This is a genomic window from Fusobacterium ulcerans, from assembly GCF_003019675.1.
Classification (GTDB): Bacteria; Fusobacteriota; Fusobacteriia; order Fusobacteriales; family Fusobacteriaceae; genus Fusobacterium_A; species Fusobacterium_A ulcerans.
The window spans coordinates 1965596-1987344 of sequence record NZ_CP028105.1 but is presented as its reverse complement, the minus strand read 5'-3'; the positions used below and the strand labels follow the sequence as shown (position 1 = coordinate 1987344).

Sequence of the window (21749 nt, the reverse complement as noted above, 5' to 3'; positions counted from 1 at the left end):
CTATATCATTTTGCTCATCTTTTATGATTTTACCATATTATAATATATCATTCTATCAACCAAGAGTTGCTTTTATGACTACTCTTGGTTCAACAGCCTCTGTTCCTCATTTATATTTAGATAAAAAAAACAGCCGTAAAAACGGCTGTCTTGATTTCATTTCCAGTATTTAGCTATTAACTACCTTAGCTAGAACTCCATTTATGAATTCAGATGTTTTTTCATCTCCATACATTTTTGCAAGCTCTACTGCTTCATTTATAACTATTTCGTGAGGTGTGTCTTCACATAAGATCTCATAAACAGAAATTTTTAAAAGAGCTTTTTCTACATTACCTATTCTTTCAAAGCTCCATCCTGTTATCTTTTCTTCTATTGTTTTTAAGATCCTATCATTATTTTCAGCTATTCCATTCATATATTTTTTAATAAAAGTTATCTCATTTTCATTTTGAAGAACTTCTTCTCTCTTCAAATAACTTTCCAATATATCCTTAGTATTTTCCTCTTTTATTTCTCCTTCAAATACTAATTTAAATAACTCTTCCCTCGCTAATCTTCTACTCATTAAATTTCCTTTCTAATCCTCTTTTATTTTCTCTAATATAAATTTTTTTAATTTTTTTATAAGTGTTGTATCTCCCATTTTATATCCTACAATACTTAGAACTATTATAAAAACCGTTTTAGGCAGACCATATTCTACAAGGAGAATCCCTAAAACAAATCCTATAAAACATCCTAGATATTTTTTCCAGTTATTTACAAGGGACACTAACAACTTTTCAAGCATTTCAGCTAACATATATGATCACCTCTATTCTTCTGAAGTATCTTGAGATTTTATTGACAGTTTAGAAATTTGTACTTCTACAGTATCAACTTCCAGTCCCATCTTATCAGCTAATCTTTTTCTCAATCCATCTTGAATAGAAGCAGTCTTTTCAGCAATATTTCCATCTGTAAGCATATCAAGTTTTATTTTTACAAAGAATTTTCTTCCTCTTTTTCCTGTAAAAACTTTAACTCCTTCTACATCTTTATCTCTAGAAAGCATTTCTTTTACAAAATTTGTAACAGAAGCTGCTGATATAGTTACTTTCCCATTTTCTGTTTTTATTTCATAGTCCCCAGTTTTTTCAAACATAGAGAAAAGCTTTAAGATACAAAGCAGAAAGTACGCTACACATATAACAACAATAGCAACATTAGTTTTTGTCGAATCCAATGGATTAAATTTTACAATAAAATCCGGCATTACAATACATACTATTCCAGTGATTGATAGTATAAATATTCCTATCCACCCCAGAAAAAAAAGAAATTTATTAGTCATAATAATACCACCTTTAATAAAAGTTTAGAGGCGCTTTGAGACGCCTCTTTATATTATAATCCTTCTTCTGTATCTTCCTCTTCTTCAGAAGTACCTTCTGTTCTGATTTTTACATCTTGAACATATACATTCACTTCAACAACTTTTAGTCCACTTAATTCAGATACTGCTTTTAATACAGATTTTTGAATTTCGTGAGCTACTTCTGAAATTGGATATCCAAATTCTACGATTACAAATACTTCGATGCTGCACTCTTTTTCTCCGACTTCTACTTTAACACCATTAGTTGGTCTTTTTTTCCCCAACATTTTACTAACTTCATCTACTACTCCACCAGCAAGTTTGTAAACACCTTCTACATCTCCTGCGGCTTTCGCAGCTATTGTTTTCACTACATCATCAGCTATTCTTATATTTCCTAATTCATTCATTGAAAACACCTCCATGTATTATGTAACACTATTATATCTAATTTTACTGAAAAAAACTACACTTAATTATTTTTTTTAGAAAAATTCTCTTCTATGAAGTTAGTTGAAGTTTTTCCTTCAAGATATAATTCATTGTTGAAAACTTCTAAATGAAACGGAATAGTAGTATCTATTCCTTCAATTATATATTCGCTCAGGGCTCTTTTCATTTTTGCAATAGCTTCCTCTCTGTTTATTCCAAAAGCTATTAATTTCCCTATCATTGAATCATAATAAGGACTGATTTCATATCCTTGATACGAATGTGAATCTACTCTTATTCCATTTCCTCCAGGAACTATATATTTTGTAAGTACTCCTGGTGATGGAAGAAAATCATTTTCTGGATCTTCAGCATTAATTCTGCATTCAATAGCGTGTCCATATAATATAACGTCATCTTGAGCTATGTTTAATTTTTCTCCAGCTGCCACTTTTATTTGAAGTTTTATGATATCTACACCTGTTACCATTTCAGTTACAGTATGTTCTACCTGCACTCTTGTATTCATTTCCATAAAGAAGAAATCATTATTTTTATCAACAAGAAATTCCAAAGTTCCTGCTGAGTCATAATTTATAGCTTTAGCAAGAGTTACAGCTGCCTCTCCCATAGCTTTTCTGATATTATAAGGTAATGAAAAAGATGGAGCTTCTTCTATAAGCTTCTGATGTCTTCTTTGAATAGAACAGTCTCTTTCACCTAAATAGATAACATTTCCATGCTTATCTCCCATTATCTGAATTTCTATGTGTCTAGGATCTTCTACAAATTTTTCTATATATACATCTGGATTTCCAAATGCAGATTCTGCTTCATTTTGAGCAGCTACTATATTTGCAGCTAATTCTTCATCATTTCTGGCAATTCTCATACCTTTTCCTCCACCACCAGCAGTGGCTTTGATCATTACAGGGTATGTTATTCTTTCATTTACTTCTTTTTTAGCTTCTGCAATACTTTTGATTATTCCAGTTCCATTAGTTATAGGAACCCCATTTTCTATAGCAGTTGCTCTAGCAGTTGCCTTATCTCCCATTTTTATTATACATTCAGGTCTCGGTCCAATGAAAGTTAGATTATGCATTTCACATATTTTTCCAAATCTTGCATTTTCAGAAAGGAATCCATAACCTGGATGGATAGCATCTGCACCTGTGATCTCTGCTGCTGCTATTATGTTTGGTATCTTCAGATATGATTCTGAACTTGATATTCCTCCTATACATACAGCCTCATCTGCAAGAGTCACATGAAGACTTTCTTTATCAGCCTCTGAATATACAGCAACTGTTTTTATTCCCAGTTCTTTTGCTGCTCTTATGATTCTGACTGCTATCTCTCCTCTATTAGCGATAAGTATTTTTTTAAACATATTTTCTTTCCTCCTGGTAATCCAAATCATTTCAGATTATTAAATTTTGATCTTTAATAGTGGTCTTCCATAATCTACTGGATTACCATTTTCGATATATATTTCCTCTATAGTTCCAGAGTAATTAGAAGCAATAGTAGTATTTACTCCAACAGTTGAAATATATCCGATTTCCTGTCCAGCTTTTATTTTCTGCCCCACTTCTATTACAGGTTCTCCATTCTTTTTCATGTAGAAATATCTTCCTATATGATCAGACAGCACCTCTTTATAGTTTACTGCTTCTTTATTTTCTATAACTTTCGTTTCTTTTACTGTTTCTTTTTTTACTGATGCAGTAAGGGGTCCTTTAATTGTAACTTTAAAATTAGAATCCTCATATGATATCTCTGTAAGTTTCTGCTCATGCAGAACTTTCATCAATTCTTCAACTGCCTTTATATCTCCCCTCATAAAAACCTCCTCATTTTTTTATATTTTACCACTACAAGACTTTTATTTCAACAAAAATTACATATGTTATTTTATAGTGAGCTTATCTATTCCGATCAAATCTATGATTTCATCTATAAACAATCTTGAAGGAGCTATTTTATATTTCGTAGCTCTTATTTCCTTAGCTGTTTTTGTTTTTATTGCAAAGCTCAGCTTTGTATCTCCAGGGTAAGAAAGAATTATTTTCTTCAACCTGCTGAATTTATCTCTATCTTCCTCTTTCAAAAGTATATAAGCTGTAAGTCTCTTATCCCTCACTATATCATCTAAAAATTTTATATTTCTAACAATCAGCTTTTTAGTCTCTGCCCCTTTGAAATAATCTGTCTGAATAGTTCCTTCTATATATACAGTTTTTCCTTCCATAAATATATGAGCATTTTCTGCATAATCTTTTGGGAAAACCACACAATTTATTTTTTCATAGTAGTCCTCTAATTCAAACAAGCACATTATTTGTCCGGTTTTTTTTGTAACTATTTTTTTTATCTCTCTAAGTATACCACATGTTCTGAAAATCTGCACACTTTTTTCCTCTTTCAGTTCTTTTAGTTCTGATATTTTAGAAAGTCTGTACACCTCTATCAGCCTTCTGTAATTATCCAAAGGATGAGCACTGAAATAGAATCCAAGATATTCTTTTTCCCTTGCCAAAAGCTCTTCTAGAGAATATTCAGGTACCTGTGGAAGAGTAAAAACTCCAAGAGAAGATTTAGCTTCTCCAAAAAGATTCATCTGTTGTATTTCATCTTCTTTTATTTTTCTTGTTGCATAATCCAGTATCTTGTCTACTGATTCAAATTTTTGCTTTCTGTTCCCTGGAAGACTGTCCAGTGCACCTGCCAATATAAGAGATTCCAACGCTTTCTTATTTAAGCCATGTTTTCTTGTACGAACTACAAAGTCTTCAAAGTTTTTATAATCTCCATTTTCATTACACTCTTCAAGTATTTTTGCTGATACCCCTTCTCCTACATTTTTTATTGCTGCAAGAGAAAATATTATCCCTTCTTTATCCACTCTAAATTTCGAGCTTGCTCTATTTACATCTGGGAGATGCAATTTCATATTATGAGCTTTAGCATCTTCCATATAAAAAGCTATGTCTTCCACATGGCTCATTTCTGAAGTCATAAGTGAAGCATAATAATGCTTCATATAATAAGCCTTAAAGTATGCTGTCCAGTAAGCTATAAGAGCATAGGCTGCTGAGTGAGACTTATTAAAACCATATCCAGCAAACTTATCTATTAACTCAAACATCTCTATTGCTTTTTCTTTTGTGTATCCATTCTCCATAGATCTTTCAACAAATTTTTCTCTGTTTTCTTCCATAATCTGAACATTCTTTTTCCCCATGGCTCTTCTTAACAGATCTGCTTCTCCCAATGAATAATTTGCCATTATATTAGCTATTTTCATTACCTGTTCCTGATAGAGTATTACCCCATAAGTTTCTTTCAATGTAAGTTCAAGAGATGGATGTGGATAAATTATTTCTGATATTCCATTTTTTCCATTTATAAAATCATCTACCATCCCCGAACCTAAAGGTCCTGGTCTGTATAGAGCCAACAAGGCTATTATATCTTCAAATCTATCTGGTTTTAATTTCAACAATATCTTTCTTATTCCCTGAGATTCCAGCTGGAATACTCCAGATGTGTCTCCTCTTGAAAGCATTTCATATACTTTCTTGGAATTAAGAGGTATCTCTGATAATTCTATATCCTCTCCTAAATCTTCTTTTATATAATCTATTGCCCTTTGAAGATTAGTAAGATTTCTCAGTCCAAGGAAGTCCATTTTCAATAATCCAAGATCTTCCAGTTCTTTCATCTGATATTGTGTAGAAACTATTTTATTTTTGTTATCACTATACAATGGAACTGTATCTGTTAAAGGATCTTTGGTTATAACTATTCCAGCAGCATGGACAGAAGCATGCCTTACTTTATTTTCCAGTCTTGCTGATATATCAATTACTTTTTGTATCTCAGGATCATTGAGATACATATTTTTAAATTCTTCTACATTATTTAAAGTCTGCTGTATAGTTGCATTAAATGGAACTAGCTTGGCAACACTGTCTATCTTAGAAAGAGATGTATCCATAACCCTTCCTACATCTCTTATTGCAGCTCTTGCTTTCATTGTTCCAAATGTTATAATCTGCGCTACTTTATCTTCTCCATATTTTCTGATAACATATTCTATTACTTCCTGCCTTCTCTCCTGACATATATCTATATCTATATCTGGCATAGATATTCTTTCAGGATTCAAAAATCTCTCAAAGATCAGATTATAACTCAACGGATCTAGTTCTGTTATTCTCAAAGCATAAGCTACCAGACTTCCTGCTGCTGATCCTCTTCCAGGTCCTATTGGTATTCTGTTCCTTTTGGCATAGTCTATAAAATCCCATACAACTACAAAGTAGGCAGCATATCCCATTTTTTCTATAACTGAAAGCTCATATTCCACTCTTTCTAAAACTGTTACTGTTAATCCCTGAGGATATCTCTTTGAAAGTCCAAAATATACGAGTTTTCTTAAAAATTCTTCTATACTTTTTGCACAAGATGGTATTTTATAATCTGGAAACTTAAATTTACCAAACTCTATATCTACATTACATCTTTCAGCTATTTCAACAGTATTATTCACCGCTTCCAGATATTTTGCTCCCAGTCCATCTATTATCTGTTCTCTGCTTTTAAGAAAAAGTTCATCAGTCTCTATCCTCATTCTCTTTTCATCAGACACCTTTGCTCCTGTCTGAACACATATAAGAATATCCTGAAGTGTATGCTCCCCTTCATTTACATAATGTGTATCATTTGTTGCTATCATTTTCAACTGATGTTTTTGAGCCAGATCATAAAGTTTTTCATTGAGAGCTGTCTGCCCTTTTACTCCATTTGCCTGTACTTCTATATAAAAATTATCTTTTCCAAAAATATCTACATATTCATTTACTATTTCATCTACTTTTTCTTCACTCTCATTATCCAGTATTCTTCTTGGAATCTCTCCCTGCATACATGCTGAAAGTGCTATTATACCTTCACTATGATTTTTTAAAAACTCCTTGTCAATTCTCGGCTTATAATAAAATCCCTTTATATAACTTTCAGAACTTATTTTAAGAAGATTCTGATACCCTTTATTATTTTCAGCAAGAAGCACCAGATGAAATATTCTTCCATCTTTTTCAAGCATAGAAAATTCTGATACATAAGCTTCCAGACCAATTACAGGTTTTATTCCTTTTTTCATTGCCTTTTTGTAAAGCTCCAGCACTCCAAAAAGATTTCCATGATCTGTTATAGCTATTGCCTGCATCCCAAGAACTTTTGCTCTGTCTAAATAATCATCTATTTTCCCTACTCCATCAAGGAGGCTGTACTCAGTATGAAGATGCAGATGCACAAAGTTTTTTATCATAAAAATATCTCCTCCTCTTTTAGAGTTTATTTTTCCTCAATGATATATTATACCACAAATTTTACTAGTTTTTCCTTAAATTGTATCTAAAACTATATTTTGTCATTGAAACTGAATCAAAGAAGGCAGTTGATATTGAAATCAACTGCCTCTCTTTTCTTTCCCCATTTATATTACTTCTTTAAAGAAATCTCTCACTTCCAACAAACTTTCACACTTTCTATATGGCAGTCTGTTTTCCTCATCAGTAAGCTGTACAGTATCTTCTACCACTATACATTTTATACCACCAGAAACGGCTGCTTTCAATCCCAATACAGAATCCTCAAGAACAACTGCATTTTCTGGAGTAACATAAAACTTCTCACAAGCTGTTAAAAATATTTCTGGATTTGGCTTCCCATTCTTCACTTCGTCCCCAAAAACAAATCCATCAAAATATTCATATATACCTGTATCTTGTAATTCTCTTGTTGCCAGCTCTCTTCCAGTAGATGTTGCCACTGCTGTTTTTATTTTCTTTTCCTTTAAAAAAGTCAATAATTCTAATACTCCCTTTTTTAACCTTATCCCTTCTTCTTCTTCAACTCTTACTTGTATTCTTTTTTTCTCTTCAATAAGTTTTTTATATTTCTCTTCATCTAAAAAACTCATTAAAACACTTACTGTATTTTTTAAATTACTACCCTTTATTCTTCTTAAAATATCATGGGTAATATCTATTTCCATATTTTCTCCTGCTTCTATCCAGGCAATATTGGAAAGTCTCTCTGTATCTAAAAGCAGTCCATCCATATCAAAGATTACCAGTTTTGTCTCTTCCATATTAATCAAGAAGTTCCTTAACCATTTGGTACACTGCTTTTACATCTTCAATTTTTGTATTTCCGCTCTCTTTATCTATTACCGCTCCATAGATATGAGGCATAACTTTTTCTACCCCTGCATCCAGACATATTTTAGTAATCTCTTTAAAGTTGCTTAAATCTACTCCACCTGATGGTTCCATCATTGGCACTCCATGTCTTGCACATGCTTCTGCCACTGCTTTTAATTCATCTTTTGATTTTAGTCCCCCCATTGGAAAATATTTTATCCCCTGAGCTCTCATATCTAATACCATTGCCATTGCTGTATCTACATCAACTATTGCTGGCTCTTCTTTTGCACTTAACTCTCCAGTTGAGATTTTTACTTTTCCTACTATTCCTGTTGGGCTCATCAAGACATTCACTGCTGTGTTTTCTGCTTTCATTGCTTTTAATGCTCCTGCTGCATATGCTGCTCCTGTAAATACCTGATTTACATGTCCTGGATCAGTTGCTGCTGCTATTAAAGCTGCTTTTTGGAATTGAGCTGGATCCCCTGCTCCAAGTCCTACTGATACAACTGGTACATCTTTCATGTAATCTTTTACATATTCAATTCCCTCTTCTACTGTATCAAATTGTTTTGACAATACTCCAATAGCTGTATATCCATCTATAGCATTAAATACATCTGCTCCATTTTTCTTATCTTTAGCTAAAAAGTTTACTGCTACTCTATCTTTATAAAATTTGATCTTTGTCTGCATTTGTTCCTCCTGATTATTTTAAAATCTCTTTTATTCTTGCACCTATAAATTTAATATCACTTTCTGTAAGAGCTCTCATATCTACATTTACAATTCCAAGATTAGCATAATGCTTTCTCACATGAATTTCTGCTTCTCCTTCTCTTAAATGTTTCATGAAATCTTTTCCTGACATATTAGTAAGTTTCTCATTTAATTTTATCTGTACTCTATATATCTCTCTTCCAGCTTCATCCTGCACTATAGATGTTTCTACTTTTGGTTCATCTTTTAATTCTTCCATCAAAAGACCTGCCAATCTCATCTGTTCATCTACAACAGCTTTTTCATCTCTTTTTGAATATTCTTCTACAGCTTTCATCAGCCCCATCATACATACTTTTCCTATTTTCATAGCTCTTCCAATACCTTTATACTGCATTTTTATTGCATCTATGTATTGTTTTTTCCCTGTAACAAATCCAGAAGCTGGTCCACACAATGCCTTTGCTCCAGAATATATTACAAGGTCCCCACCTAATTTAAGATATCTATGTATATCCTCTTCAGCTGCTGCGTCTATTATTAATGGAAGAGAATGTTTTTTAGCTATCTCTGACATTTCTTCTATAGAAAGCATTCCCTTTTGTACTGCATGATGTGATTTTACATACAGAAGAGCTATTGTATTTTCATCTATTGCCTCTTCTACATGTTCTGGTTTTACTTCATTGCTGCATCCTGCTTCTACTGGTATTCCTCCACCCAATCTTATCATTGTAGTGATTGGAGCTCCATAGTTTACAGCATGCCCTTTTTGAAGGACAACTTTATTTTTTAATCCAGTTGTGTCTGGAAGTCTTTCTATTAAAGTAAGACTTTTTCCTGTTATCAATCCTGCTACTGAAAGAGCAATTGCTGCTGAAGCACTAGATGTAACACAAGTATCTTCTCCTCCTGTAACTTCAGATATCATCTCTCCCACTTTATCAATAAGATCATCAATGACTACAAAATTCTGTCCTGCTTCTTTCATTGTTTCAGCTACAGTATCACTTATTTTTGATACTCCTAGAGCTGTCATCTTTCCACTTCCGTTGATAACTCTTTTCAATCCTATTTTTTCATATATATTCATAACTATTTCATCTCCATGTCATTTAGAAAAGTAAAGCTAATCCTCCAATAAGCATAGCTCCTATTATTGCTCCTCCTGCTATATGTCTGTCAAATTTATAGAAAAGAGCTGCTCCTAAAAATGACCCTACTCCTGCTGGAATATTATATTGAATAGCAGATAATATGATAAGAGGACCAAGGAATCTTCCAGTAGCATTTCCAGCTCCCATCATTATTCCTGTACCACCAGCTGACATTCCATCTGGAACAGCTTTTCTAATAGCGATAATAATAATTCCTATAATTAATCCTATTACTAATCCTACCAATAAAGCTAAAGGAAAACTTTTTACAGGACTTTCTATTCCAGAAGCTAATAACATAGCAGGTATCCCAATTCCTACTCCAGTCATTAGAGATCCTCCAATATCTAGCAATCCTACCAATGGTCCTTCCAATACTCTGGCAATAAGAAATCCAGCTGCATATCCTGCTGCTGCTGCATAATCCCCACTAGTTATCCCTTGTTCCAAAAGTTTTACAGTAAATATTTCATTAAAAGCTCCTACACCATGAACAACAAACATATGAGTTCCTGCAAATATTGCTGCACATGCCATTCCTACTAATATTGGAAATGACATATCTGCTAGTAAAAAATTACTTTTTTTATTTTCCATAATTATCCCTCCAGTTTACATAAATAATCCAAGTTTTGCAAAGAATCCTCTAAAATAAGCAATTACTATAAATAAAACTATTACTATTGCTCCCATTACTTTTACAGACTTATTATATCCATTTTCATCAATCGTTTGTCCTATAAGGATACCTAAAACTATTCCTGGAACAGCATTTCCCATGATCATATGAGCCATTCCACCTAGAACTGTTGCCCATACTCCAGTTATCTTACCTGCATCTAAAGCTGCTAGCCAGAATACTATCGGCATTACTGGATTAATCATTAAAGCTGCTGCTGGAGATAATATTTCTTTAGCTATTTGAGATAACGCTGTTGGTATAAGAGAGGCAACAGTATTTAAAAAAGTTACTACTATAGCTCCTATAAATCCTCCCATTATTCCCATTTTTAATGGATCATGCATTGTCTCTTCTACATTTTTATTCTTTATTAGCAAACTTGCTGCTGCAAAGTTAGGAACTATTCTATGGAAAACATCCTGAGTAAGTGCTCCTGCTGCCATTACTGCTGCTGCTGCATTAAATAGAAAACCTAAACCAAATGAGAAATGTGCCATTGGGTCTCCTTGACATGCATTAAGTTCTCCTAGTGTACGAAATGCTCCCATTGATTGTGAATTAGGTGTGTGAAACATTCTAGCTGCCCCTGCTGCTACTGCTGCTCCCCCTATAAATCCAATAATTAATGATTTTATAACTATAACTATCATATTTTCCTCCCTCTTAGAGTTTTATATACTTGATTTCATACTCAATTTCCATTTCAATAAAATAAGTAGTTTTTTCTCTTGGCATAAAAAGTTCAAGAAATTTTTCTATTTTCTTTTCTTCCTTTATATTAATCAGGTATGTTTCTAAAGGTTCTAATTTCACTATAACTCCATCTGTTTCATCCTGAACTTTCTTTCTGAATAGAGCAAAGACTTTCCCCAGAGCTTCCTCCTTTGTTTTTCCAGATCCCTTTATAATCAAAGTTTTTACTTCTTTCTGTAACTTTGCCTCTTTCATAATTTTATGCCTCCTATTTTATTCTATAAACCATTTACTCTTTTATATTCTTCTACTAATCTTCTTCCTAATTCTTCTGTATCTAAGAAACCAAATCCTACCACTTGATATCCTTGTTTAATAGCTGTAACTCCTGCTTCTACTGATCTTAAATGAGAAGTTGCTTTATATCCATATTTTGTTTGAGCCATTATCGCTCCAGCTCCTCCACTTCCACAGAAAGAAATTCCAAATGTTGCATTATTTTCCTTCATTACATCTCCAAGCTTCATATCTGCTGCCATACCAGGTACAACTATTGCTTTTCCTCCAGCTGCTTCCACTCCCTTTGCTACATTTTGACCTTTCCCTAGTCTGTGTGCTATTACTACTACGATTTCTTTTTCCATCTTCTTTACCTCCTAAAGTATATTATATCATTAATTAATTTTCTTGTTGCATCTCCATTGCCAATTGTAATTGAATAGCTGCTAGAACTATTTCCATTCTATCTAAATCTCTTTTATATTTTTCTGCCAAAGGCATAATTATTTTTTCTGAAACCTCTATCGCTTCTCTTTCTACTTCATCTTCTGGACAGTCATCTCCACAATCTAATCCAATATCTTCTTTTAATCTCTTTGCCAAGCTTACCATATGTGCATAAAATACAAGTTTAAAATCTGGAAGAAATTCTATTTTTTCCTCTGCTAATACTTTAGTTGCATGTTCAGCATCTGGAAGATACATTTCAAACTCCTCATCTGTCATTTTTAATCTTGTTTGAACATTTTTCAATAAATCTTTCACTAAATATCCTCCTTTTTAATTAATTCATCTTTTATAAATACATACTTTGTTTTTATATATTTCTCTGCTGTTATTACTTTATTTACACTGTCTTTTAATTCTAACTTCCCATTTTCTACTATGTCAAATATAGTAAGATCTCCCATATAACCCTCTTTAAGTTCTCCAAGGCCTTTTAATTTTAACGCCTCAGCAGGAACATTTGTTACTTTCTCCACACATTTCTCTACTGACCATCCAAGATACATCATCTTATTCATTGTATTTTCAAGACTTCCCACTGGTGTAATTATATTTTTAGAATAGATATCTGTACTTATTATATCTGCTTCAAATCCCTCTTCTATTCCTTCATCTGCTGTATCCAAAGAAAAACTTTCTGAACCATGTCCTACATCAAAAAGCACTCCACGGTTTATTGCTTCTCTAACTTCAGGAATAACTTTTCCTTCTCTTACCAACCCATTTACTTTATTATTGTAACAGTGAGTAGCTATATCTCCTTTTCCTAATAGTTCTAGTACTTCTTCTATTTTTGGAGGAGTATTTCCTATATGCACTACTAATGGAACTTCTAATTCTGAAGCTATTTTCTTCCCTTCAGCTATTGGCTTTATCCCATTTTCTTTTACTACTGAACCACTGGCTCTTGCTTTTAATCCTACTATTAAATCTGGATATTTATTTAATGCTTCTTTTATTTTTTCTTTATCTATATTTTTCATATCACTAAGTTCACTTTTTATTTTCAATCCCATAGATGAAATATTTAATAGTGAATATACTCTTGTTTTAGACTTTTTTATTACATTTTCAACAAAGTCCTCTATTGTTTCTCCACCAGCTGTTCCAGCATCAACTATTGTTGTAACTCCTTTTTTCACTCCTATTTCATCTGGAAATACTCCATTTGTATTTTCTGAAGGATAACAATGAACATGTATATCTATAAATCCTGGAGATACTATGCTATTTTCCACATCTATTATTCTGCTTGCCTCTTCATTGATGTTTTCACCAATCTTCTTTATTACTCCATTCTCTATTAAGATATCCGCTTTTGTCATATGGAAGTTATTTTTCTTATCTAAAAGCCTTCCATTTTTTATAACAGTCTTCATTTCTAAAAACACCGCCCTAAATTATGTGTTATTTTGAACCAAATAATCTTTTTATCAACCTCATCTTCTTGATATCAGTTATACATTTTTTATTTTACTTTGTCAAATTTTCAATTTTCGTCGTTATTTTTCATATAACACTATATTTCTTTATGTAGTTTATTAAACTATATATTTATTTTATTGAATTTTTATGCTATTATTTTCTTATAGACGATTTTTAGTTTTAAAATTTATCGTTTGCAAAATAGAAAAAATATAAAATATCGTATAAAATAATTTTAAAAAGGAGGAATTTTTTTGAAGAAAAATTTTAATGATTATATTAGTTTGAGTGAAAAAGAGATAGATATCAAATTTAATAAAGTTTTTTCAAAAAAAGAAAAAATTCTCTTTGATTTTTTGTTAAAAGACAAAGAAGATATATTAAATAATAATATTCTTGTTCCAATATTAAAAATAAAAAAGCTTTTAATGCTGGGAGAGCTGGAAAATATTCTTAAAATATTTCAGAAGCTTACAGAAAAAATAATTATCTATACTGTTTTTAAGCTGGAACTAATTGAAAAAAAGGGAGCTTTCTCTATTATATCTTCATACCATATAGAAAAAAATTATATCAAGGTAATTTTTACAGAAGAGTTCAGATCAATTTTCCAAAAAAATTCTTACTTTCAAAAAAATGATTTTGACATACTTCTTTTTTTCCAGAACGATTATGCAATTGCACTATATAACTTTCTTAAATTTAATATTTCCATGAATAAATCCATTGAGATTTCCATACAGAAATTAAAAAATTTACTGGGATTGGAAGATTCATATGATAGATTTTTTGATTTTGAAAAAATGATATTAAAACCAGCATTTCAAGAAATATCCAAAGTAACTAAAAAAAATCTTGAATATACAAAAATTAAGAATAGAGATTCTTCTAACTCAAAAATTATTGGATTACTTCTTGAAATAAAGGATATCAACGAGCAGGAAAAAGCAACTCTTGCTAATGGCATTATTGAAAAGATAGAAGGGGCAATTTCAATTTCGGACATAAAAAAAGACCTTTGGACAAAAGTCTTCAAGTCTCTTGATGATAAAAGTTATGACTATATTATAAAAAATGTAAATTACAGTATAGCTCATTACCCTAAAAATGGTTTTAAAGTCTTCTTTGAAGAAGCTATTGATCTGAATTATGCAGAAAACAGATTTAAAAATAAAATAACAAAATTTTCTGAAACATTTAAATGTATAGAGAATATTGAGAAAAAATATACTTCTTTAGCTCAGCTGCACTCTGATCTATTTAAGATATTAGCAAATTTAAAGTTTAACTATCTTACTTTAAATCCCCAATTTTTGAAGTCTCTGCAATCTTTAAAAATAAGAAAAGAGCTGGAATATTTTGATAATGATTTTATAATCTTTGCTGAATATAACGATAACGAGATAAGCTATATTTCTTTATTTGAAAATTAATAAAAAAAAGTGAATTAAAAAGTTGAATTGAATTTTAGAAATTTGGAAATTAGAAAGGTTTGTGTAATTAATGAAGTAAGTAAAACGTAAAAAATAGTATGTTTGAGCAAAGCAAGTTTCCAGTAATTAAGCAGTTAGAATTTTAACTGCTATAATTACTGAGATGCAACAGTGTAACTGTTGTAATCCTTCAACTATTCTTCTATGTTTTATGAACAAGATTAATAACAAACCTTTCTACTGGAAGAATTCTAAAATTATATTTTTTCTACTTTAATTTCACTTTTTTATTTATTCTTGAGTTATTTAAAAATTTACATAATATCCATATTCTTTAAACAGATCAACTACCTGTCCTACATTTTCACTTTTTACAAGGACATGAAAGTCTTCTCCCTTCAATAAAAGAGATTTAAATCTTTCATCTTTTGTTATTGTACTGATAAGCTCTCTGTCATTTTTAAGTTTCAATACTACAAACTGATGCTCAGCTTTTATAGCACTACTTTTCTCTACCAGATCATCAAAGAATCCCTGCCATAACTCATTGAGATTATCAGATATCTTTGTTTTAAATTCAGCTATTCTATCCTCAAGCTCTTGATATCCATTGAGGCCTCTAAGGAAATTTTCTTTTGTGAACTTATATTTATTTACAGCTATTTTCTGAGATACTCTCTCCAAAAACATAGTCTTTACTGGAACATCTCCTATTATTGTAGCTATAAGTCTGTCTTCATCCAGAACTACTTCCCCTTCATCCTTTGTATGAGCAAAGTCGAAATCCTCTATTCTTCCCAGACAATATTTTCCTAGGGCGGTTATCTTTACATATTTAAGTCCATCATATTTACTCAGATATCCATTTTTTAGATACAGGCAATTATTAATAGATGGATAGTCATAATACAGCTCCAATACTCCCATTGTTCCAAGAAGGAATAATACCGATTTTATAAATGGAATTACAACATATGAAAGATATCTCTCATAGTTGAGTATTTTTGTTCTTTCATAGTTAGCTTCATTTATATAGATATAGTCATAAGCATCTTTTATATCTATTATTTCTATAAATTCATCTCTATACAATATAGCTTTTATTATATTATCTACACTTACAATTTTATCATCAGGTATCTCATCAATTATTTTTTTAATAGTAATAAGACCTCTTTTTATCTCTTCTTTAGATTTCCAGATGTTTTTTACACCTTTTAAATAGTTCAAGTATAGAGAAGTATAATGATAATTTTCTTCCTGTATCAGCTCTCCTGCAAGGAAATCCTGCACTATTGTTTTTATATTAGAAACTCTGAAATATTCTTCATTCATATATTTTTCTTTCACTAAAAAGAAAAACAGTGCTATAGTTTCAGTTTTCAAGAAATCCAAGTCTTTTGAATTTTCGTAATACTCATTTATATTACAGTATTTTTTCATATTAACTTTTGATTCTTTTAATATTTTCCCACTGTTAGAAAGAACTATTCCACCTTGTTTATAGAAATCATAGTAAATTTTTAGATTTTCTGCCAGTTCTTTTTCATTATTATTTACAAGACACTCTTCTATTTTAGTTAAAGGAATTATATTATATTCAGGAGGTTTTGGCATAAATCTTCTTATTACTCTTATCAAGTCATAATCCATATAGAGGTATTCCCCTCTTTTATTATCTTTTTCTGCCTTGAAAAATAAATACTCCTCTTTTAAATCCTTATTTAAGTCATAGTTATTTTCTAATTTCAGATATTTTTCTCTATCCTTAGATGGAATAAAAAACTTTTCATTCCACATTATTTCTTCAAAAACTTTTTTTACATCTGCATCTAATGTTGCAAACACTGAACAGAACACCTCTTCTTTAAGGTATACCTGCTCTATCAGATCCATGAAAGTTTGTTTGTTGCTGTTTTCACAAATCAGAGATATTTCAAAAAGTCCTAAATTACTTCCAATATATCCCTCGGCTATCCAGTCCAGAAAATATCTGTTATATAATCTAAACAATATATCTTTAGGGTAGAACTCATTCAGTGCTTCTCTAAATCTGTCTTTACTTATTCCCATTTTATTTTCTCCCTGTAATCTATTCTCCAAGTATAAATTCAATATCTTTTTCTGTAAGTATTTTCATAGATGAACTGTCTTCAGATATCAAATTATCTAATAACTTGCTTTTTGTATCTTGTAACTGCAATATTTTTTCTTCTATTGTATCTTTCAGTATCAGTTTATATGAAAACACCGTTCTATCCTGTCCCAATCTGTAAGCTCTGTCAATAGCCTGATTTTCTACTGTTTTATTCCACCATGGATCATATATGAATATTGTATCAGCAGCAGTAAGATTTAATCCAACTCCTCCTGTTTTCAATGTCATAATGAATACTTTGTATTTATTATCTTTCTGGAATCTATCTACCAGAGATTGTCTGTCCTTTGTACTTCCAGTCATTGAAAGATAATTTATTCCATATCTTTTCAAATCTTCACATATATTTTCTATGGAATTTATGTAGTTTGTAAATACAAGCACCTTGTGACCATTTTCTACAGCTTCTACTATATTATTTACCAGAACTTCTCTCTTGCTTGAAGTAACTCCATTACTTTTCGCTTCTGGACAGCTTGTTATCTGTCTAAGTTCATTAAGAGCCTGAAGTATAAAAAACTGTGTCTTTCCTATTCCATTCTCTCTTATCTGACTGTTTACCATTTTATAGTAATAACTTCTTCTCTCTTCATAAAGTTTCTTCTGTTCTGCATTCATTTCTATGAACATAGTTTTTTCTATTTTATCTGGAAGATCTTTCAGTACTTCTTTCTTTACCCTTCTCAATATAAAAGGATATATTTTCTTTTTCAATTCCTCAATAGCTTCCTGATCATTTTCCTTCTGAATAGGTACAGCATAGTAATTATTGAACTCTTCTGCTGTCCCAAACATTGCTGGGTTCAAGAATCTAAATAATGAATAAAGTTCTCCAAGATTATTTTCAATAGGAGTACCACTCAATGCTATTCTATTTTTTGAATCAAGAAGCATTATTGCTTTTGTTGTCTGTGCATTGATATTCTTTATATTTTGAGATTCATCAAGAATTATTGTATCAAATTTCATCTCTTTTAAAGTTTCAATATCATTTCTTATTGTTCCATATGTAGTAAGTATTACGCTGTTCTTCTTGATTATATCTACATTTCTAAAATTTCCATAATAGATGCCTACTTTCAACTTAGGACTGAATCTTTTTATTTCCCCTTCCCAGTTATATATCAAACTTTTAGGCATTATTACGAGGCTTTTCTTTCCTTTTTCTTCATGAAGCCTTGTCAAAACTGCTATTGCTTGAAGAGTTTTTCCAAGTCCCATATCATCAGCCAGACATCCTCCTAAATTATTATCCATCAGATATGCCAGCCACTTAAACCCATATTCCTGATATTCTCTAAGCTGAGCTTTTACATTAGGTGGTTCTATGCCGTAATTTTTTACATTATTTATTCCTTTAAAGAAATCTCTGCTTTTATTCATCTCTTGTGAGAATATTTTATCCTCTATCAACTCTTCAACTAATGGCAGATCAAAGAATGATAATTTTACTTTTTTCTTATCACTATCTTTAAAAAGTCTTTCTAATTTCTCTATATATTTTCTGTTTATAAGAGCACTTGTTCCATCACTCAACATTATATATGAATCTTTTCTGTATGATGAAAGTACATCTAATATAGAGAATTTTTCTCCTTCTATTTCCAGCTCTATCTCTCCTTCAAGGAAATCTATAGAATGGCTGAAATTTCCAACTACTTTCGGCTTTACTGCTTTTATATTATATTTTCTTAATTTATCTGTTCCTACTACTTTATATTTTGATGCAAGCTGCAACAACTCTTTCATTATAAATTCTTTAGCAAGTTTTTCCTGCATTATGACAAGATTATCTTCATCCACATAAAAACCTGATTTTATTTTTATATTCTTTTGCAGTTTAGCTAATACCTTAGCTATTTCCTCCATAGCTTCTGGAAGTCTGCTTAAATCAACTTCACTTATAAATATTTTCTTTTCAAGATTATTTACTACAGCTGTATACTCTATTTCATTTTTTTTCAAAAATTCATAGTCCATAGTAGATATCATAAGTGTTACCTGAAGGTACAGGCTGTTGTCTTGTGATATTTTTTCTATTATTATTTGAGGAACTGGAGTATTCTTTTCTCCCTGCACTACTTTATAGTCTTGATATTCTATCTCTATATTTTTGAAATATTTCATAGTAATAGTTATAAAATTTTCAAGTTCTTTTTTATGAATATTTCCTACTAGTTCTTTTATAGTATGAAGTCCATTATCTTCATTTTCTAAAATGTAAAAAATACCATTTCTTACAGCCAGCTCTTCATTTATTATTTCAAAATCACTAAAACTTCCATTTAAAAGAAGTTCTGTATATAAAATATTTTCATCTTCTTCTTTTTCTTTTATAATTAATGAAAGGGTATTGTTTTCCTTTACCCATTGTATCTTATTCATATTTTCATCAACAAACTTATCATTATCAATAAGCTGTGGAATAAGGTTAGAGTGTTCGCTCAAATAAGCTTCCTGATACTCTTTTTCCCAATCAATAAAAAAACTGTCTTCCTTTATTCCTTTTATATAAGAAAGAATTGATTGTGTTTTATCTGTATAATCATCTATTTCAACAAAATCCAGACTATCCAGCACTGTTCCATCAGAAAAAACTGGCACTATATATTTTCCTTTTTCATCTGTTTTAAGCATAAAGTAGATAGCATCTAATCTGTAATCCATTTTTTCCCAATTCATACCCATTTTCCTTATTATAATTTTATTTAACATATATTATATCAAATAATATATGGTTTATCAACGTTTAAATTTTTTCTAATTCCTATTTGGCGCTTTTTCAGAAAGATTATATTTCTAATTTCTCCAAACATTCATTTATTACTACACCTTTTGTTCCAGTTCCCTTCAGATCATCACAAAACTCTTTTATTACATTGTAACTTTTTCCAAAATGCATTGGAATAATAATTTCAGGCTGAAGCTCCTGAACAAAATATTTTCCCCCAAGAAAAGCATTTTCTTCCAAACGTGGATCAACAGGGAAAAAAGCTATATTTATTTTTTCTTTATTTTCTTTTATATCTCTTATTATTTTTTGAAAAGAATTTCTCATAAAATTCTCTTCCTCTTTTGTATCATCTGACCAATACCACCAGTTGAGATCTCCAGCATGAAATACAACCTTATCTCCCATTTTTATCCAAAAAGATACTCCTGCATCAGTAGAACCATATATTTTTATATTCAATCCTTCTACTGTAATCTCTTCTCCTTCAGAAACCATATGACATCTATCAGGGATTGTTTTTAATTCTATATCATTACTAAGTACATAAGATATCTGCGGATTCTTCTCCTGCCATTTCATTATTTCAGGATTGAAATGATCAGCATGTACATGAGAAGAAAAAACTACTACTTTTTTATCCATCTTGATAACAAAATCTTCTATATTAAATAAAGGTTTTTTCTTTCTTGGAGTTTTGTAATAATCAAAGATTAAAACATACTCTGAATTTTCAACTACAAAACAACTGTGATAGATATAATAAATATTCATATTTCTCCTCCTTTTAAATTTCGACTATATATTATACCATCTTTCTTAAAAATCTAAAATCAAATTTTTTTTACTTTTTATTTTTAGTAAATTTTTCCAATCTAAAAAATTAAATTTATTTTAATATTCTAAACAATAAAAAATTTAATAGAGCTATTTTTTATTCATCTTTTTTACTAAATCAAATATATTTAAAAAATTCCCTTTTATTACTTTTATACAATTTTATAGTTATTTTAATTTTTAATTAAGTTGATTGATATTCAAAAAAATGTTACAATAATCTATAATGAGATTTTAAACTTTTTTAAAATTTCAGTTAAAGAATTGATGATTTCTACAATAGAATATATTTTATGCCTCAATTTTTTTTAAAAGAAAACAAATGTCGACTTTCTACAAACAACAAAATAATAAGATTATAATATACAAGGACGGAGAGGAATATGGGGACTTTTAAACCAATATCAAATACAAATTTATATGTTGAAGTAATAAATTCTATTATTACAGCTATTGCCACAGGAGAGCTCAAGTCAGGAGAAAAAATAATTGAACAGACTATTGCCACTGAAATGAACATCAGCAGAGCTCCAATAAGGGAAGCTATAAGAGAACTGGCAGCTCAGGGAATTGTTGAGTATATTCCTAAAAAAGGAGCAACTGTTGCTACACTGAATAAAAAAAGTATAGAGGAGACTTACTCTCTTCGTGCTCTTTTAGAAGGAATGGCAGTGAGCCTTGCTATAGATAATTTTACACCAGAGGATATAAAAAATATGATAGCTCTTTCTAAAACTATGACAGAAAGCTTAAAAAAACAAGATGTAGAAAATTTTATTAATTGTGATGTAGCTTTCCATAGTCTTATTTGTCAGAGATCAAATCATACAAAGCTTCAAAAATTAATAGAAAACTTTGTTCTTCAGACAAAGCTTTACATGAGAATGTCAAAATACAATATGCTGATAAATTCAAGTCTTTCTATTGAATATGGTGTACATGACAAACTTATAGAACTAATCAAAGAAAAAGATAAAGAAAAAGCAGAAAAAGAAATGAAAGATCATATAATGAACTCAGGAGAAGTTCTTATTAATTATCTTTTAAAGAGTGAAGAAATTTAATCGTTATACTATTAAGGACTAAATCTTGTATTTTACATGGTTTAGTCCTTTTT

Annotated in this window: 21 protein-coding genes; 2 read left to right on the top strand and 19 right to left on the bottom strand. The window is 30.5% G+C overall.

What is annotated here, in order from left to right; genetic code table 11:
- Positions 1-169: 169 nt before the first annotated feature.
- From nusB to C4N20_RS09210, 16 genes are all read right to left on the bottom strand, one after another.
- A complete protein-coding gene (nusB, locus tag C4N20_RS09285; protein ID WP_005979332.1) occupies positions 170-568 on the bottom strand; it encodes a transcription antitermination factor NusB in 399 nt (132 codons plus the stop codon).
- 12 nt (positions 569-580) lie between these two features.
- Positions 581-805 carry a DUF2273 domain-containing protein gene (locus tag C4N20_RS09280; RefSeq protein WP_005979331.1) on the bottom strand — a complete coding sequence of 75 codons (225 nt, stop codon included), beginning with the start codon at positions 803-805 and terminating at the stop codon, positions 581-583.
- A 12-nt stretch (positions 806-817) separates the two neighbouring features.
- On the bottom strand, positions 818-1336 hold the full coding sequence (amaP, locus tag C4N20_RS09275; RefSeq protein ID WP_005979329.1) for an alkaline shock response membrane anchor protein AmaP: 519 nt from the start codon (positions 1334-1336) through the stop codon (positions 818-820).
- Positions 1337-1389: 53 nt separating this feature from the next.
- The gene (locus tag C4N20_RS09270) at positions 1390-1770 is read right to left on the bottom strand and encodes an Asp23/Gls24 family envelope stress response protein (RefSeq protein WP_005979326.1); all 381 of its coding nucleotides are present in this window, start codon (positions 1768-1770) and stop codon (positions 1390-1392) included.
- 62 nt (positions 1771-1832) lie between these two features.
- Positions 1833-3185: an acetyl-CoA carboxylase biotin carboxylase subunit gene (accC, locus tag C4N20_RS09265; RefSeq protein ID WP_005979325.1), complete on the bottom strand. Its 1353-nt coding sequence runs from the start codon at positions 3183-3185 to the stop codon at positions 1833-1835.
- Between the two features lie 39 nt (positions 3186-3224).
- Entirely contained in the window at positions 3225-3638 is a 414-nt protein-coding gene (locus C4N20_RS09260; protein ID WP_005979324.1) for an acetyl-CoA carboxylase biotin carboxyl carrier protein, read from the bottom strand.
- 66 nt (positions 3639-3704) lie between these two features.
- Entirely contained in the window at positions 3705-7130 is a 3426-nt protein-coding gene (locus C4N20_RS09255) for a DNA polymerase III subunit alpha (protein WP_005979322.1), read from the bottom strand.
- A 168-nt stretch (positions 7131-7298) separates the two neighbouring features.
- Positions 7299-7955, bottom strand: coding sequence for an HAD family hydrolase (locus C4N20_RS09250; RefSeq protein WP_005979320.1), 657 nt, complete (start codon positions 7953-7955; stop codon positions 7299-7301).
- Position 7956: 1 nt separating this feature from the next.
- Positions 7957-8706: a 2-dehydro-3-deoxy-phosphogluconate aldolase gene (dagF, locus tag C4N20_RS09245; protein ID WP_005979318.1), complete on the bottom strand. Its 750-nt coding sequence runs from the start codon at positions 8704-8706 to the stop codon at positions 7957-7959.
- Between the two features lie 13 nt (positions 8707-8719).
- Positions 8720-9823, bottom strand: a complete 1104-nt coding sequence (locus C4N20_RS09240) for a DgaE family pyridoxal phosphate-dependent ammonia lyase (RefSeq protein WP_005979316.1) — start codon at positions 9821-9823, stop codon at positions 8720-8722.
- 22 nt (positions 9824-9845) lie between these two features.
- The gene (locus C4N20_RS09235; RefSeq protein WP_005979314.1) at positions 9846-10484 is read right to left on the bottom strand and encodes a DUF4310 family protein; all 639 of its coding nucleotides are present in this window, start codon (positions 10482-10484) and stop codon (positions 9846-9848) included.
- Positions 10485-10499: 15 nt separating this feature from the next.
- Positions 10500-11219 carry a DUF4311 domain-containing protein gene (locus C4N20_RS09230; RefSeq protein WP_005979312.1) on the bottom strand — a complete coding sequence of 240 codons (720 nt, stop codon included), beginning with the start codon at positions 11217-11219 and terminating at the stop codon, positions 10500-10502.
- A gap of 13 nt (positions 11220-11232) precedes the next feature.
- Positions 11233-11517, bottom strand: a complete 285-nt coding sequence (locus C4N20_RS09225; protein WP_005979310.1) for a DUF4312 family protein — start codon at positions 11515-11517, stop codon at positions 11233-11235.
- Between the two features lie 23 nt (positions 11518-11540).
- Complete coding sequence (locus C4N20_RS09220; RefSeq protein WP_005979308.1) at positions 11541-11906, bottom strand: SFCGS family glycine-rich protein; 366 nt, start codon at positions 11904-11906, stop codon at positions 11541-11543.
- Positions 11907-11940: 34 nt separating this feature from the next.
- Positions 11941-12306 (bottom strand): hypothetical protein, encoded by a 366-nt coding sequence (locus C4N20_RS09215; protein ID WP_005979306.1) that lies wholly within the window; start codon positions 12304-12306, stop codon positions 11941-11943.
- On the bottom strand, positions 12306-13427 hold the full coding sequence (locus tag C4N20_RS09210) for an amidohydrolase/deacetylase family metallohydrolase (RefSeq protein ID WP_005979304.1): 1122 nt from the start codon (positions 13425-13427) through the stop codon (positions 12306-12308). Before C4N20_RS09210 ends, C4N20_RS09215 begins: the two co-directional genes overlap by 1 nt.
- 300 nt (positions 13428-13727) lie before the next feature.
- Here C4N20_RS09210 and C4N20_RS09205 point away from each other — a divergent pair, with 300 nt between their 5' ends.
- The gene (locus C4N20_RS09205) at positions 13728-14906 is read left to right on the top strand and encodes a replication initiation protein (RefSeq protein ID WP_005979302.1); all 1179 of its coding nucleotides are present in this window, start codon (positions 13728-13730) and stop codon (positions 14904-14906) included.
- A gap of 306 nt (positions 14907-15212) precedes the next feature.
- Here the strand turns inward: C4N20_RS09205 and C4N20_RS09200 are convergent, their stop codons facing one another.
- From C4N20_RS09200 to C4N20_RS09190, 3 genes are all read right to left on the bottom strand, one after another.
- The gene (locus tag C4N20_RS09200) at positions 15213-16979 is read right to left on the bottom strand and encodes a hypothetical protein (RefSeq protein WP_005979300.1); all 1767 of its coding nucleotides are present in this window, start codon (positions 16977-16979) and stop codon (positions 15213-15215) included.
- Between the two features lie 19 nt (positions 16980-16998).
- The gene (locus tag C4N20_RS09195) at positions 16999-19746 is read right to left on the bottom strand and encodes a DEAD/DEAH box helicase (protein WP_005979297.1); all 2748 of its coding nucleotides are present in this window, start codon (positions 19744-19746) and stop codon (positions 16999-17001) included.
- Between the two features lie 109 nt (positions 19747-19855).
- Positions 19856-20569: an MBL fold metallo-hydrolase gene (locus C4N20_RS09190; protein ID WP_005979296.1), complete on the bottom strand. Its 714-nt coding sequence runs from the start codon at positions 20567-20569 to the stop codon at positions 19856-19858.
- Between the two features lie 446 nt (positions 20570-21015).
- Between C4N20_RS09190 and C4N20_RS09185 the strand changes: the two genes are divergently transcribed.
- Positions 21016-21696, top strand: coding sequence for a GntR family transcriptional regulator (locus tag C4N20_RS09185; RefSeq protein ID WP_005979294.1), 681 nt, complete (start codon positions 21016-21018; stop codon positions 21694-21696).
- The last annotated feature ends 53 nt before the right edge of the window (positions 21697-21749 follow it).

Excerpts from the sequence above, each read along its gene's own strand:
- C4N20_RS09250 (WP_005979320.1), bottom strand. The coding sequence starts at position 7,955 with ATGGAAGAGACAAAACTGGTAATCTTTGATATGGATGGACTGCTTTTA.
- C4N20_RS09190 (WP_005979296.1), bottom strand. The coding sequence starts at position 20,569 with ATGAATATTTATTATATCTATCACAGTTGTTTTGTAGTTGAAAATTCA.
- dagF (WP_005979318.1), bottom strand. The coding sequence starts at position 8,706 with ATGCAGACAAAGATCAAATTTTATAAAGATAGAGTAGCAGTAAACTTT.
- nusB (WP_005979332.1), bottom strand. The coding sequence starts at position 568 with ATGAGTAGAAGATTAGCGAGGGAAGAGTTATTTAAATTAGTATTTGAA.
- C4N20_RS09210 (WP_005979304.1), bottom strand. The coding sequence starts at position 13,427 with ATGAAGACTGTTATAAAAAATGGAAGGCTTTTAGATAAGAAAAATAAC.
- C4N20_RS09235 (WP_005979314.1), bottom strand. The coding sequence starts at position 10,484 with ATGGAAAATAAAAAAAGTAATTTTTTACTAGCAGATATGTCATTTCCA.
- C4N20_RS09260 (WP_005979324.1), bottom strand. The coding sequence starts at position 3,638 with ATGAGGGGAGATATAAAGGCAGTTGAAGAATTGATGAAAGTTCTGCAT.
- C4N20_RS09280 (WP_005979331.1), bottom strand. The coding sequence starts at position 805 with ATGTTAGCTGAAATGCTTGAAAAGTTGTTAGTGTCCCTTGTAAATAAC.
- C4N20_RS09195 (WP_005979297.1), bottom strand. The coding sequence starts at position 19,746 with ATGAATTGGGAAAAAATGGATTACAGATTAGATGCTATCTACTTTATG.
- C4N20_RS09270 (WP_005979326.1), bottom strand. The coding sequence starts at position 1,770 with ATGAATGAATTAGGAAATATAAGAATAGCTGATGATGTAGTGAAAACA.
- C4N20_RS09240 (WP_005979316.1), bottom strand. The coding sequence starts at position 9,823 with ATGAATATATATGAAAAAATAGGATTGAAAAGAGTTATCAACGGAAGT.
- accC (WP_005979325.1), bottom strand. The coding sequence starts at position 3,185 with ATGTTTAAAAAAATACTTATCGCTAATAGAGGAGAGATAGCAGTCAGA.
- C4N20_RS09185 (WP_005979294.1), top strand. The coding sequence starts at position 21,016 with ATGGGGACTTTTAAACCAATATCAAATACAAATTTATATGTTGAAGTA.
- amaP (WP_005979329.1), bottom strand. The coding sequence starts at position 1,336 with ATGACTAATAAATTTCTTTTTTTTCTGGGGTGGATAGGAATATTTATA.
- C4N20_RS09200 (WP_005979300.1), bottom strand. The coding sequence starts at position 16,979 with ATGGGAATAAGTAAAGACAGATTTAGAGAAGCACTGAATGAGTTCTAC.
- C4N20_RS09230 (WP_005979312.1), bottom strand. The coding sequence starts at position 11,219 with ATGATAGTTATAGTTATAAAATCATTAATTATTGGATTTATAGGGGGA.
- C4N20_RS09220 (WP_005979308.1), bottom strand. The coding sequence starts at position 11,906 with ATGGAAAAAGAAATCGTAGTAGTAATAGCACACAGACTAGGGAAAGGT.
- C4N20_RS09255 (WP_005979322.1), bottom strand. The coding sequence starts at position 7,130 with ATGATAAAAAACTTTGTGCATCTGCATCTTCATACTGAGTACAGCCTC.
- C4N20_RS09225 (WP_005979310.1), bottom strand. The coding sequence starts at position 11,517 with ATGAAAGAGGCAAAGTTACAGAAAGAAGTAAAAACTTTGATTATAAAG.